The organism is Pedobacter nutrimenti, from assembly GCF_032678445.1.
Taxonomy (GTDB): Bacteria; Bacteroidota; Bacteroidia; order Sphingobacteriales; family Sphingobacteriaceae; genus Pedobacter; species Pedobacter nutrimenti_A.
In genome coordinates this window covers 35,190-48,174 of sequence record NZ_JAVTSQ010000001.1, presented here as the reverse complement: position 1 = coordinate 48,174, position 12,985 = coordinate 35,190, and the positions used below count along the sequence as shown (strand labels likewise).

The 12,985-nt window shown below is 43.1% G+C and carries 14 protein-coding genes and 1 riboswitch; of the genes, 3 read left to right on the top strand and 11 right to left on the bottom strand.

The features are described 5' to 3' along the window. Positions 1-3: 3 nt before the first annotated feature. From R2S08_RS00195 to R2S08_RS00185, 3 genes are read right to left on the bottom strand one after another with little or no spacing between them, the layout of a single operon-like run. A complete protein-coding gene (locus R2S08_RS00195) occupies positions 4-618 on the bottom strand; it encodes an HAD family hydrolase (RefSeq protein ID WP_133777783.1) in 615 nt (204 codons plus the stop codon). 14 nt (positions 619-632) lie between these two features. Next, positions 633-1,652: a cytochrome d ubiquinol oxidase subunit II gene (locus tag R2S08_RS00190; RefSeq protein ID WP_133777784.1), complete on the bottom strand. Its 1,020-nt coding sequence runs from the start codon at positions 1,650-1,652 to the stop codon at positions 633-635. Positions 1,653-1,655: 3 nt separating this feature from the next. Beyond that, a complete protein-coding gene (locus R2S08_RS00185; RefSeq protein WP_316833321.1) occupies positions 1,656-2,984 on the bottom strand; it encodes a cytochrome ubiquinol oxidase subunit I in 1,329 nt (442 codons plus the stop codon). 180 nt (positions 2,985-3,164) lie between these two features. On the opposite strand from R2S08_RS00185, the gene R2S08_RS00180 reads away from it, so the two are divergent. Next, entirely contained in the window at positions 3,165-3,563 is a 399-nt protein-coding gene (locus tag R2S08_RS00180; RefSeq protein WP_316833320.1) for a hypothetical protein, read from the top strand. A gap of 43 nt (positions 3,564-3,606) precedes the next feature. Beyond that, positions 3,607-4,080, top strand: coding sequence for a hypothetical protein (locus R2S08_RS00175; protein WP_133777787.1), 474 nt, complete (start codon positions 3,607-3,609; stop codon positions 4,078-4,080). 125 nt (positions 4,081-4,205) lie between these two features. Here the strand turns inward: R2S08_RS00175 and R2S08_RS00170 are convergent, their stop codons facing one another. From R2S08_RS00170 to R2S08_RS00145, 6 genes are all read right to left on the bottom strand, one after another. Continuing rightward, positions 4,206-5,411 carry an MFS transporter gene (locus tag R2S08_RS00170; protein WP_133777788.1) on the bottom strand — a complete coding sequence of 402 codons (1,206 nt, stop codon included), beginning with the start codon at positions 5,409-5,411 and terminating at the stop codon, positions 4,206-4,208. Next, positions 5,411-6,274, bottom strand: a complete 864-nt coding sequence (locus tag R2S08_RS00165) for an ROK family protein (protein ID WP_316833319.1) — start codon at positions 6,272-6,274, stop codon at positions 5,411-5,413. Before R2S08_RS00165 ends, R2S08_RS00170 begins: the two co-directional genes overlap by 1 nt. 101 nt (positions 6,275-6,375) lie before the next feature. After that, on the bottom strand, positions 6,376-7,062 hold the full coding sequence (locus R2S08_RS00160) for an ATP-dependent Clp protease proteolytic subunit (protein ID WP_133777790.1): 687 nt from the start codon (positions 7,060-7,062) through the stop codon (positions 6,376-6,378). A gap of 80 nt (positions 7,063-7,142) precedes the next feature. After that, entirely contained in the window at positions 7,143-7,412 is a 270-nt protein-coding gene (locus tag R2S08_RS00155) for a hypothetical protein (RefSeq protein ID WP_316833318.1), read from the bottom strand. Next, positions 7,393-7,956 carry a sigma-70 family RNA polymerase sigma factor gene (locus R2S08_RS00150; RefSeq protein ID WP_316833317.1) on the bottom strand — a complete coding sequence of 188 codons (564 nt, stop codon included), beginning with the start codon at positions 7,954-7,956 and terminating at the stop codon, positions 7,393-7,395. The genes R2S08_RS00155 and R2S08_RS00150 overlap by 20 nt, the downstream gene beginning before the upstream one ends. A gap of 115 nt (positions 7,957-8,071) precedes the next feature. Beyond that, complete coding sequence (locus tag R2S08_RS00145) at positions 8,072-9,532, bottom strand: voltage-gated chloride channel family protein (RefSeq protein ID WP_316833315.1); 1,461 nt, start codon at positions 9,530-9,532, stop codon at positions 8,072-8,074. Further along, a riboswitch (Fluoride riboswitch) is annotated at positions 9,516-9,580 on the bottom strand. (Overlaps the previous gene by 17 nt.) A gap of 285 nt (positions 9,581-9,865) precedes the next feature. On the opposite strand from R2S08_RS00145, the gene R2S08_RS00140 reads away from it, so the two are divergent. Continuing rightward, positions 9,866-10,549, top strand: coding sequence for a lipid-binding SYLF domain-containing protein (locus R2S08_RS00140; protein ID WP_108551099.1), 684 nt, complete (start codon positions 9,866-9,868; stop codon positions 10,547-10,549). A gap of 66 nt (positions 10,550-10,615) precedes the next feature. Here R2S08_RS00140 and R2S08_RS00135 read toward each other — a convergent pair whose 3' ends face one another. Together R2S08_RS00135 and R2S08_RS00130 are read right to left on the bottom strand one after the other, a co-directional pair. Beyond that, a complete protein-coding gene (locus tag R2S08_RS00135) occupies positions 10,616-11,641 on the bottom strand; it encodes a discoidin domain-containing protein (protein ID WP_316833314.1) in 1,026 nt (341 codons plus the stop codon). A gap of 10 nt (positions 11,642-11,651) precedes the next feature. Then, positions 11,652-12,965: a DUF3472 domain-containing protein gene (locus R2S08_RS00130; protein WP_316833313.1), complete on the bottom strand. Its 1,314-nt coding sequence runs from the start codon at positions 12,963-12,965 to the stop codon at positions 11,652-11,654. Positions 12,966-12,985 lie beyond the last annotated feature (20 nt).

Here is a 12,985-nt window from a genome sequence, read left to right as displayed (position 1 = left end):
TAACTACCCGAATTTGAACTGATCAATCCGTACCCAGTGCATACCTGCTGCTTTTGCAGCCTCCACTCCTGGAACGCCATCTTCAAAAACCAGGCATTTATCTGGTGCCACACCCAATAATTCTGCAGCCTTAAGGAAGGGATCAGGATAAGGTTTCCCCCTTTCTGTATCACCAGAACAGACCAGCACTTCAACCAGGTCGTTTAAACCAAGGATCTCCAACGTCCGGGAAATGGTCAACTTGTCTCCGCCAGATACCACCCCTATTCTTACACGCCCGGCATTAGCCCTTAGATGTGCCACAACGTAATCAATAGGTTGTATGTGATCAAGATAGCGTGTATTATAAATTTGTGCCTTACGAGTCTTAAAATCCTCCGGCACCAGGGAAGATTGGTAACGGCGGTTGATCTCTTCTACCACCTGCAGGATAGGCCAGCCCGCGAGCTCATCAATAATTCCCGGGTCAAAAACTACGCCCTGTTCTGCAGCTACCTCTACATATGATTTGGTGTGCATAGGCATATTATCCGTTAACGTGCCATCACAATCGTATAAAAAGGCCTGGTAATCGCCTTGTGTAAGATTGGAGAGTTTTTCAAAATTGGATTGCTCCATAAATAAAATAAAGATTAATGTTCAGTTAAACCCGGCTTCTTTTTCTGAAACACATAGATCAGGTAAAAAAGTGCCGGAAGAATAAATAGACTACCGATCAACAAAGCATAAGCCAGAGAATCAATTGTTTTTGCCTGCCCCTGGTGGGCCAACAAAGACAATTCTTCTCCATGCTTTAGCAATACGATATTTGGAAAGTGCGTATAAGTGGCTGCAAACAGGATCATCGTAACCTGGAAACCCGCCAGCAGACGAAGTACTGCAGGCCTATCCTTTTCAATTGTAAACCACATAATGATCAGCGAGATACTGGCCGTAGTAATGGCAATAATACCCAGTGGATGACCGAAAATCCATTCCCCAAGGGGAATATGCTCTGCATAAGCTGCAATAAAAACCAGAGCCCCTGCAAACATCACGACAAACACACATCTTTTCGCCTTCCTGATGAATAATGCCCTATCTGCCTCATTATCGGTTTGCCCGATAATAAAGATAGCTGCCAGGTAGCCGCAAATACTCACCGTAAATAAACCCACCGAGACAGAAAACCAGCTCAGCCAGCTCCACACATACGCAGAAAGGAAATCACCAGCCTGCAAGTCAATTTGCCCGGATACAGAACTTGCAGCAATGATACCCAGGAAAAATGGTGTGACCAGACTGGAGTAAATAAAAATAGAGGTGTAAACCTTTTGCATGTTGTCTTTTACCGCATCATAATTCCGGAATACAAAAGCTGTTCCCCTGGCAATAATCCCCAAAAGCATACAGACTAACGGAATATGTAAATAAACCGAAACCGTAGTGTAGATTTTAGGAAAACCGACAAACAAGATAACAATGGCAATGATCAGCCACATGTGATTGGCTTCCCATATCGGGCCTATGGCCTCATACATCGTCTTTCTCGCCCTCGCCCTGTTGGGTTTGGAGGTAAACAATTCAATGATCCCCGCACCAAAATCTGCTCCCCCAAGCAATACATACAAAAGGATCGCTGTCCATAAAAAAGCAATAACTACATATACCATAACCTAATCATTTTGATGCTGAGCCCCTGAATCGTACAATTTACCAACCATCCTGATCTGACGGTACAATAAAAAAGTAACGATCACAGACAATGAAATATAAACTGCTGTAAACAGATAAAAGGAATAGCGGATGCCAGGCATAGGTGTTACAGCATCTGCTGTACGCATCACCCCATTGATGATCCAGGGTTGCCTGCCAACTTCTGTAACCGTCCATCCAGCCTCAAGCGCCAGAAAGCCCAATGGTGTAGCCACTACAAACAATTTAAGCAACCATTTTTGATCCAGCCACTGCTTTTTCTTCCACAAGGCGATAAAATACAAGACCGCCAGGCCAAGCATCGCCATTCCCAGTCCAACCATGATCTGAAAGGCATAATGTGTTACCGCTACAGGCGGCTGATCCTGGACTGGAATCTTATCTAAACCCGTCACTTCTGCATTAAAATCACCGTGTGCCATAAAACTCAGTAAGCCTGGTATTTTTATGGCATATTTAACGTCTTTAGCCGCCGTATCCGGAATCCCTCCAATAATTAATGGCGCAGCCTTTTCTGTATGAAAATGAGCCTCCATTGCTGCAAGTTTGGCCGGCTGCCTTCCCGCCACATCTTTTGCCGAAATATCTCCACTGATGGGCTGCAGACAAGCCGCAATTGTAGCAAAGACCGCTGCAATTTTAAATGCCTTACTGTGAAAAAGCACATTACTCCCTCTTAAAATCATCAAAGCATGTATACCCGCTACTGCAAAACCTGTAGAAACAAAAGCTGCAATACACATATGCAGAGATTGGGAAAACCAGGCCTCATTAAACATCGCTTTTATAGGGTCAATATTTAAATATTCTCCATTGATATAATCAAAACCAGAGGGGCTGTTCATCCAGGAATTGGCAGCAACCACCAGTATTCCTGAAACCAATCCACTTACCCCGACCACCACTCCGGTTGCCCAATGGAACCAGCGATTCACCTTATTCCAACCATATAAATAAAATCCCAAAGCAATCGCTTCAATAAAAAAAGCTGTTCCTTCCAGCGAAAAAGGCATCCCAAAAATAGGTCCGGCATGTTCCATAAACTTGGGCCACAAAAGGCCGAGCTCAAAGGACAGCACTGTACCCGAAACCGCCCCTGTAGCAAAAAAGATAGCTACCCCCTTACTCCAGGCTTGGGTTACGTCCCTGTAAACTGTTTTTTTGGTTTTAAGCCAGATAAAATGGGCTACCGTCATAAAAAAAGGCATAACCATTCCGATACAGGCAAAGACAATGTGAAAGCCTAGGGAAAAGGCCATCTGGAGACGAGCTGCTAAAAAATCATCCATAGGAACAGGAATTAAATAGGTGGTGCCACAACCATGGCATACCGGCAAAATTAAGGGTTATTACCAAGGCACAAAGGAAGTCGAAGAAATAATTGCTGTTTAATTGTAATTTTATTCCCTGAGGCTGCAGGGGCGATATATTTGCCAAAAACAATTTGTTCTTTTCTTTGTAATACCTTCATGTTTCAGCTGCACCAAGTTTATACGCTTTTTTTACTGGCCATTCCTGTAGCCTGTGTGGCCTGGACCGTTACACACGAAGAAATCTTCAGAGAACCCCGCGAATACTGCATCCAATGCTCCAAAGAGAAAAAGACCCTGATGGCCAGAAAGTTCTTTTATGTGTTCACCTGTGAATATTGTTTCAGTCATTACGTCACAGTCCTGATGTTGGTGATGACAGGCTTTCATCTCTACCTGGACGATTGGAGAGGCTACGTAATCGCAGGCTTTTCCATGGTCTGGATGGCCAATATTTATATGAGCTTGTACAATATGATCCGTATAGATCTTAAAAAAGAAAAAACGCTGATTAAAAAAGAAGAACAGGCCATGAAAGAGGAGGAAACCGAAAGTTAATACGGTACAATTTTTGTAACGACTAGTTTTAAAAAGCATCATTTTGTACAAAAAAAGTAAACTCGTATTTATAGATGACCTGCAGCAACACGACCCAAAAGATGGTGGTGCTGCCTATTTTACAGCAAAAGCACTGGTCATTGCAGAAGATAACGCCCAATACCATGGCACTGTAGAAACCTTGCGCATCAGTGATCTGATCTTAAAACAATCCAGTTTTATTTATGATGGGGTTCATTCCCGGGAGGCCCATAAACTCTATACCTGGCCCCGCAACCTGGGAGATATGGCAGCCTGGGCGGCCAGCAAAAAAGCTTTTCTGGAACAACATGTGATGCATTTCCCCATTCAGATCCATTCTGTGCAGGAGCAGCACCACCTCAGCTGGGAATTTATCACACCTGAACAATTCAAAAAGACGCCGCAGAATATTCAAGCCTCGCCTGCCTTTCAACAGTATCTGGACCATATAGGTGACTATTTTTTCCTGCGCAAGGAACGCAATGATCCGGTTTAAAATATTTTTTTTGCTCCCCTATAATAAATAGAAAAAACAAGCGTCTATATATCTGAGAGCGTTAATTTAAACGGGGGTGTTTCGGACGGAACATCCCCGTTTTCCTTTTACAGGAAAATTTCTATTTAAATCCTGCTCAACACCAGCCGGCTGTAACCAAAGGCACATAAGATCAGCAATCCGGCCATTGTTGCCCACAATACATTATATCCCATTTTTTCGGCTAGAAAAAACCCGGAAGTTGGCCCGATCACCTGAGCAAAAGAAGAACTCAGCGTATATCCTGCTGCATACTGTCCACGGTTAAATTCATTACTCCGGTGAATCACAAAAGTATTGATAAAGGGCAATGCCAGCATTTCACCAAAGGTAAAAAACAGCATAGAAACCATAGCCAGGGTTACCGGAAGGGATTTGGGGATCATAAACAAAGCAAAGGCAGCACTGGTCAGCAATACACCCGCAACAATATAATAAATCGGTGAGCGCTTATTTTCGATTTTACTAATCATGACCATTTCTACCAGGGCAATAATAATTCCGTTGGAACCCAGGATCACACCAATCAGCGCCTCGTTCATATGCCAGACTTCTTTAAAGAATAAAGGCACCACCCTGAACATCAAAAAGAAGCAGGTAAAGAAGAGCGTGGTCAACAAGATAAATTTCACAAACAAGGCATCTTCCCAGGGCTTACGTACCACTACATCCTTAATTTTCTCCTGAACCGCCTTTCGATAACCTTTTACCACAGGGAGAAAAGCAAAAATAGCCACACCAGATAAAATACTCACTACACCGTCTACAATAAACAGCAGCTGATAGTTAAAAGAAGCAATAATTCCTCCTAAACTGCTCCCAACAGCCCAGCCCAGGTTGGTGGCCAGTCTGTTTAGGGAATATGACCGTGTTTCCTTTCCCGGGCTGGCATAAGATGCTATCGCTGCAAAGTTGGCAGGCCTGAAAGCATCAGAAAAAAAACTGATCACCAGGGTTAAAAAACACAGGGTTTCAAAATGTCTGATGGTAGAAAAAAAGATAAAAAAGGCCCCACCAATAATGGTACTAAAAATCTGAACTGCCCGAAAGCCAAACATATCCGTAAATTTCCCGCCAGCGGTAGCTCCCAGAATAGAACCCACACCAAAGATCGTAATGATCAGCCCGGCATCAGAAGTTGGCCGGTGCAGGTACTGGGTTACATACAAACTCATAAAGGGCACTGCCATATAACTGCTGCGGTTAACCAGCATCACTATACTCAACAGCCAGGTTTCCCTGCTCAAGCCGGTAAAAGACTCTTTATAAGAAGAAATAACCTGCCGGATCATTAAAAAGTTGCAGATGCCGCACCCAATAAAGTCGCTTTTTCGTTTAACAAGGATTTTCTGACCGGAAAACTATAGCCCATCATTTCTGCCAGGTTTCTGCGGGTATCATCCAGGAAGTATTGTTCAGCATTGGCAATATTTCCACCGATCACAGAAGCCAAAGGCATCTTCTTGCGGATAAACTTATATAAGAAACTCGCCAGGTTCTGGCTAAATTCAGCAAAAATCTCTTTAAATTCAGGTTTTCCTGCATGCAGTTCGACCAGTTCCCTTACATCTTTAATCACTTCTCCGCTCAATTCAAAATAACGTTTGATAAACCAGCGGGTAGAGATATAATCCTCAGCAATCCCCTTGTTAAAAGGCATTTTCCAAAAATCAGCATCCTTGGCTTGTCCATTCACATAATGCGCAGTACCCAGTCCGGTACCCAAAGTAATACCAATCGCATGGTCATAACCGTTCATACTTCCGCTAAAAACTTCCCCCTGCAGAAAACAGGCTGCGTCGTTCATAAAGTTAATCGCTGAAGGACTGATTTCCAGCTTTTCGGCCAGCATATCTTTAATATTTTTACCATATAAGGACCTGTATTTGTCCTGGTTCTTAATCAGGCTTACTCCTTTTTTGTATGCAAAAGGACCTGGCATTGCAATATGGAGATTAGTATAAGATCCGGAATATGCATCTGCTACTTTATGTATACTTTTTGACCAGGCCTCAATAACTTCTTCCGTTGGTGCCTGACCATTGATGCGGTCCCTCACCCACGTGCCTTCTATGATCTGTTTCTGGTCAAGGTCTATAAGTGCAGCAGTAATATGAGATCCTCCTATATCAATACCCATTACAATTCTTTCCATATTCAACTATTTAAAATCAGATTGCAATTATACATGAAAAAGTAAATAAATCTCAATCTGAATCCCTAAACTTTTATTAAACAGGAAATATTTTGAACCGATTACGCTTTCAGTACTTCGTCAACCATCCCAAAATCCCTTGCCTCTTCTGCCGTCATCCAGTAATCCCTGCGCGAAGCCTCATTGATCCGGTCAAAGCTTTGCCCGCTATGCGCCGCCAGGATCTGGTAAAGATCTGTCTGTACCTTCAATACTTGTTTAATGCTGATGTCCATATCCTCTGCTGTACCCTGAGCACCGCCTGAGGTTTGGTGGATCATCACCCTGGAATGCTTTAGCGCAGATCTTTTTCCTGCGGCACCTGCACAAAGCAATACAGACCCCATAGACAAAGCGATCCCTGTACAAATCGTAGCTACATCAGGCGAAATATACTGCATGGTGTCATAAATTCCGAAACCGGCATACACCGATCCCCCCGGCGAATTGATGTATAACTGTATATCCCTTTTTGGATCTGCAGATTGCAGGAAAAGCAACTGGGCCTGGATCACATTGGCAATCCTTTCGTCAACAGCCTCTCCCAAAAAAATAATCCGGTCCATCATCAAACGGGAAAACACATCCATCTGGGCTACGTTCAACTGCCTTTCCTCCATGATATAGGGTGTCATTGCCACCGGATGCTGCGCAATATGGCTATTGGTCCTTGAAATAAAATGGTCCACGTAAGCACCATTTAAACGACGGTGTTTCACCGCATACTTTCTGAATTCGTTCGTATTCATGATATAAAAATTTAGTTATAGCGATTCCCTGGCCCTTTAAAACAAGACCTCGAGGGTTAAATGATAAGATTTAAGTTAATTTACCTGTTAAAAAAGCTTCGGATCCTCCTTGCAAAGGAAGTGTGTTCGGGAGCTGTAAACAATTGCTGATGCACCTGTTCGACCTCTTTCCTCAGTTGCTGCCTCCCATATGTGCTAACCAGTTCACAGGTCTTTTGCTGCCAGTAAACGTCATTCTTTAGTTCCGGCTCCAGGATAAGTCTAGCCTCAAACAGCACACGCTCCTGACCAGGCAATCTCGACAAAAGGTAATCTTCTGTGAGCCTCAATTCATTCCATGATGTCTTCATAACGCAGAGATTTTTCCTTTACCGTATGTTTAACTTTTTCCAGGCATTTAAACTTCTGAACTGTAGCCGATCGTGGTCCTGAAAAACCATATCTTTTCGCCAGCTCCTCCATCGGAAGCTTTTCGTAATAAAAAGCACTCAGCAATTCCATACATTTCTGGCCGGCGGTATGCAATAACCTCAGTAATCTGGAAGCAGATACCTCCTGATATTCAGGGTCGGGTTCAATATCCAGCCTGTCAGCCGCATCTAAAGAGATGTCTCGTGATTTCTCTTTAAAACGCTTATTCCACAAATGTTTAGAAATACCCAGTAAATAAGCTCTGGCATTCTGCCTGGGTACAGCTTCAGCTACAACGACCTGCTCATAATAAATCACCAATGCATCCTGGAAAATATCTTTAGCTTCTTCGAAAGAACCACCCATCCTGCTTATGTAACGGGTCGCCAGTGGAAAAGCCTGCTGATACAGTTTCATTAAGAGCATTTCGCGGTCCTGCCCCTGGTCTTTATTCTGATTTTCTTGAATTGCTGTACTTACCATCTTGCTTTAATTTTCAGTAAACTGAATTGCCTTTTATACTAAGTGCAAATTACCATACGAGTATCACCCAAATTAAATGTTTTTTTTTGACACTCTTACCACCAGTACGACATCATTACTCCTTTTTTGAGAACACGGAACTATATTTCTTTAACTTTTGATGCAAATAGCCTCTCCTTTTACTGGCTTCAGATAGAGAGCTCTCGTCAGAAAAATACTCGCCAAATATCTTAGGGACAGCGATTCGCTGTGCGCTGTAAATTCCCGAATGGCCACTAAAAAAATAAGCCGTAAAACAGGCCACTGCAAACAACAAAGCGTACTGGCCACCAAACAACTCAATGCCCATAAAAGTACAGGCAATGGGGGTGTTGGTAGAACCCGCAAACACGGCAATAAAACCCAAAGCGGCAAAAAGGCTTACCGGCGCATCCAGCAAAACCGCAAGCGTATTCCCTAAAGCAGCACCAATATAAAAGAGCGGAGTCACTTCTCCACCTTTAAAACCCGTTCCCAGGGTTATGGCAGTATAAATGGTTTTCCATAGCCAGCTCCAGGTGTCTGCTCCACCAGCGTGGAAAGCCGAAGGAATAGTTACAGCACCTGCATATTCGGGGTCCACACCTAAACTTAAATAATCTGGTTTCCCAATCAAAAAGGTAAAGCCGATAATCACCAGACCACCAAACACAGGGATCATCCAATTCTTTTTAAACAACTTCAAACAAATTGACTTCACTTCCTGTACCATACCTGCAAACAGGAAACTGGCCAGTCCGAAAGCTGCTGAAGAAAGGATCACCTTGCCCAGCAGCATAATGTCCATATGAAAATAATCTGAGAGAAAATAGACCGTTTGGGGTATCGCATCGATATGATAATGAACATGAGACACATGCCAGGCAGAAACGGTCAGATCTCCAACCACTGCAGCAATTAATGCAGGCAATAAAGAATCGTATTTGATGCGTCCTATCGTTAAAACTTCCATTGCGAAAATAGCCCCGGCAAGTGGTGTTCCAAACACAGCGCCAAAACCAGCCGCAACACCTGCAGTCAGGATCATACGCATATCAATCCCTTCTAATTTAAACCAGCCCCCAAACATAGCCGCAATACTCCCGCCTATTTGTACAGCCGTTCCTTCCCTGCCTGCAGAACCCCCAAAAAGATGGGTGATGACCGTCGTCAGAAGGATAACCGGCGCCATTTGTTTAGGCACCCCTCCTCCTTCTATATGGATTTGTTCCATAATCAGGTTGTTGCCTTTCTCGGAAGATTTCCCAACAGACTGATAGATGAAATAGATCAGCAGACCAGCAAGTGGAAGCAAGAATAAAAGCCAGGGATGATGGAACCGAAAATGAATGGCTTCAGTCAGCAACCACAGGAAAAATGCGACAACGCTGCCAATGGCTATCGCTGTGGGCACTATAAACAGTGTCCATCTAACCAGATATCTTAAAATTGAAGTGTGTTCTTTTAGTGCTATTTTGCTCGTATTGATCATGATCTTACCTACAATATTTTTCTCCTCAAACAAATCATTTGCTTGATCTAATTTTGTAGGAGTCATCAGCCGCGGCGGTTATTTTAAATGGAAGACACCATTTCCATTTCATTACTATGCAAACTTAATCATAAAGTTTAAAAAAACAAATGGCGATTTTACAGGATGGATTTCGTGAAAGAGGATGCCCGGACACCCTCCCCTCTGCAATTTGCTAAGGAAAATTCTCGTACGCTGCGCAAAGACCTCAGAGATCTGCGGGCCCTTCAGCCCGCCTGATATCGTTAGTCTTGAAGCAGCTGTACAGAATTTTCCAAAAAATTCACCTCCTCAAAACTTAATTTAAAAGGTGGAACAATAATTGCAACCTCTCCACGTACTAGTATTAAATAAACACAAATGAAAACGATACATTCTTTAAAATTCAAAGCAGCGCTCCTACTTTGCCTTAGCTTTTTCTTCTCTTATGCCGCATCTGCCCAGGAAAAAGAAGAACAAAAGATAGAAAAGGCAACTACTGTACTTTCCGATTTTGCAAAAATGAAAGAATCCATTCCTTCAGACCTGATCGCCGTTACACAAGGTATTATCATTGTACCCAAAATGATTAACGCAGGCTTTGTAGTTGGAGGAAAACGAGGTAAAGGAATTGCAATGGTAAAAAAAGCAGACGGTAGCTGGAGCAACCCGGTTTTCATTACCCTGACCGGTGGAAGCATTGGTGCACAAATCGGTTTTCAGGCAGTTGATCTGGTCTTGATCTTTAAACACAGCAACAGCCTTACAGACATCAATAAAAGCAGTTTCACCCTAGGAGGAGACCTCTCCATTGCAGCAGGTCCTGTAGGCAGAAATACCACAGCAAATACAGACTATAAACTGGATGCAGAAGTATACTCCTATTCCCGCAGTAAAGGCCTTTTTGCAGGAATTTCTCTGAACGGTGCCTCATTGGATATCGACGCAAAAGCAAATAAAGCCTTCTACGGAAAAGCACTATCTTCTCATACCATTTTTAAAGCAGCAAACAGCGATGCTGAAGTGGTTAAAGAATTGAAATCGACTTTATCCGCCATGAAATAAAATTTGTTAAATAAAAAAGGGGCGTCTGGAAAAAATTCCAGACGCCCCTTTTTTATTTAACAAAACCTACAATTTCACATAGGCCTCAAAGTTCGCAAGACACGGATAAGGCGTGCCTTCCAGTAAAGTTATCTTCACATAACGAATGGCAGAACCTGGAGCAACCGCGTATCTCTGCTCTGCAGTTGTACCAGGATTAAAGCCCCTGTCATCGCCCAGCTGGGTAAAGTTGGTCCCATCGGTACTGCCGGATATGGAGAATTTCGTAAAACCCTGTTTTGGATCTGTATGCGCATTTAATCCGATATAAGTGAGGGCATAGGCCTTCTTCATATCAATTATAGCCCAGTGCGGATAAGGATGAAGCTGATCGTAATCTACCTGCCAGAAAGAAGGCACATCAGGTGCGGTAGGGCTTTTTACAGAAATCGGATCTACAAGGAAAGCAGCAAGGTTGGTTTCATCACCAGGGAAATTCACTTCGCTTGATGCCGTTGCCGTCCAACCTGTTTTATCCAGGGCTATATCTGTAATGGGTACCCTTTCCTGTAAACCGGTCATGTTAAACTCTGCCAGAAAGGTTACACTGCCCGTTTGCGTAGCAGCCTTTTCCAGTGCCGTTAATCTCACATAACGGATATTCCTGGCCGGAGCGATAGGAAAACTTTGCTCAGCTGTAACCGCAGGATCGAAGGTAAACTCGCCAAAACTCGTAAAAGTAGTACCGTCTGTACTTCCTTCCAGCCTGAACTTGGTAAAGCCTTTCGCACTGTTCTGTCTAGCCGTTAGAAGAACCTTGGTAATCACAATGTTCTTTTTCATATCAATTAACAGCCAATGCGGATAAGCCGTTTGGCCACCTGTATAATTAGAATGCCAGATGGTATTGATATCCCCGTCCAGTACCGCTGTTGCCAGCCCAGTATTTTCTCCAGTTAATTGTTCACTCGAAGCGGTGATGGTCCATTTAGACCGGTCCAGGCGGGTTTCTTCCATATTAGAAGTCAACTCTGCACTTTTATCTTTCTTACAAGCACTTATAGTTATCATTCCTGCAAACAACAGGACGATATAAAATTTTATAGGTTTCATCTGATTTGCATTAGTTAAGTGGTAAAGTACTTAGGTTTACTGTAGGCTGCTGACCTGTAGGCGTTCTGCTCAAATTGGTATTGTCAGCTACAAAGTCATTGAAGAAAGCACCGTTCTGTAAAAAGAACTGACCATTTTCAACACCTCCTTTGAAATCCATGCGTTGTTCGGTAGCGCCGGTCGGGTCCGTTGTAAATTTAGCGGTACTGATCTCAGTCCAAACACCCGAAGTATTCCGTACCCACATATTGTTATACAGTGCTTTTCTTCCCATATAACCGTTTTCGACCGCAAAATTCTCCAGGAATGAATTAATTCCTCCTACATAAGTTGAAGTAGAAGGGCGCTTAAATGTGGCCATAAATTTCCATGCGTTCAATTCAGGAGCAAAAAACCAGGAAGAATACAACGTATTACCATTTCCATCTGGCTTAATCTGGGTTAAAAATTTATAGGTATTTCCGGTAATCCATTTATAGACCATATAAGACTGTCCTCCGGTTCCCTCGCCACCAAAATTACCATCAGTTACACCTGCACCCTTACTGGTCAGCACCGTTTTATCCCCATTATCAGCATCCCAAACAGAGAACAACATCCAGCGTTCTGTAGCAGATTTAACCTGCATACCAAAATAACCACCATTGAAACCGTTAGACATATAATAAGATCCGATATTATCCTGCCCCTGAGGAACAGTAACTTCATTATATAACCATTCAATATTCCCTGAAGGTGCTGTATAATTCAAATGCACAGAAGGCCCGCGACGCGACCAATAAAACTGATTATCTGTACTCACACTGGCATATTTCAATCCTGAGGTCGTTGCAGATCCACCAATCATAATATTGGAAACCTCTGCAAAAGTACTCCCCTCTTTACTAAGCCCCTGAAGGTCTACTTTTACATAACCCGCAGCAGCCACATCAATAGAAGCCACCGGATAAACAGTAGCCGTTGCTCCCTTCAATGTAACATTAAAAGATTTTCCGTCAACAGATACTTTAATCGTAGAGGACCCGGTTATTACCGAAGCCTGAATCGCCAGGTTTAGCTTACCCGGCTGACCCAATTTAAAATAGGTACTGATCACACTTCCCACATTGTTCCATTTGTTCAAACCACCAGCAACAATCTGCTCTGTGCCTCCATTTACAGGCTGAGTAATGAAAGCATTTCCCTCAAGTGGTACAGCAGTGCCGGTTTCCAAGACAACCGGCCATTCTTTATACGTATTCTCTGCAGTTTGCTGAGGCCCCTTCTTGCAAGCATTCAGGCAAAAAACGCTGCTCATCAGGAGCAATAAATATATTTTTCTCATAATTGATTTCTTAAATAGGT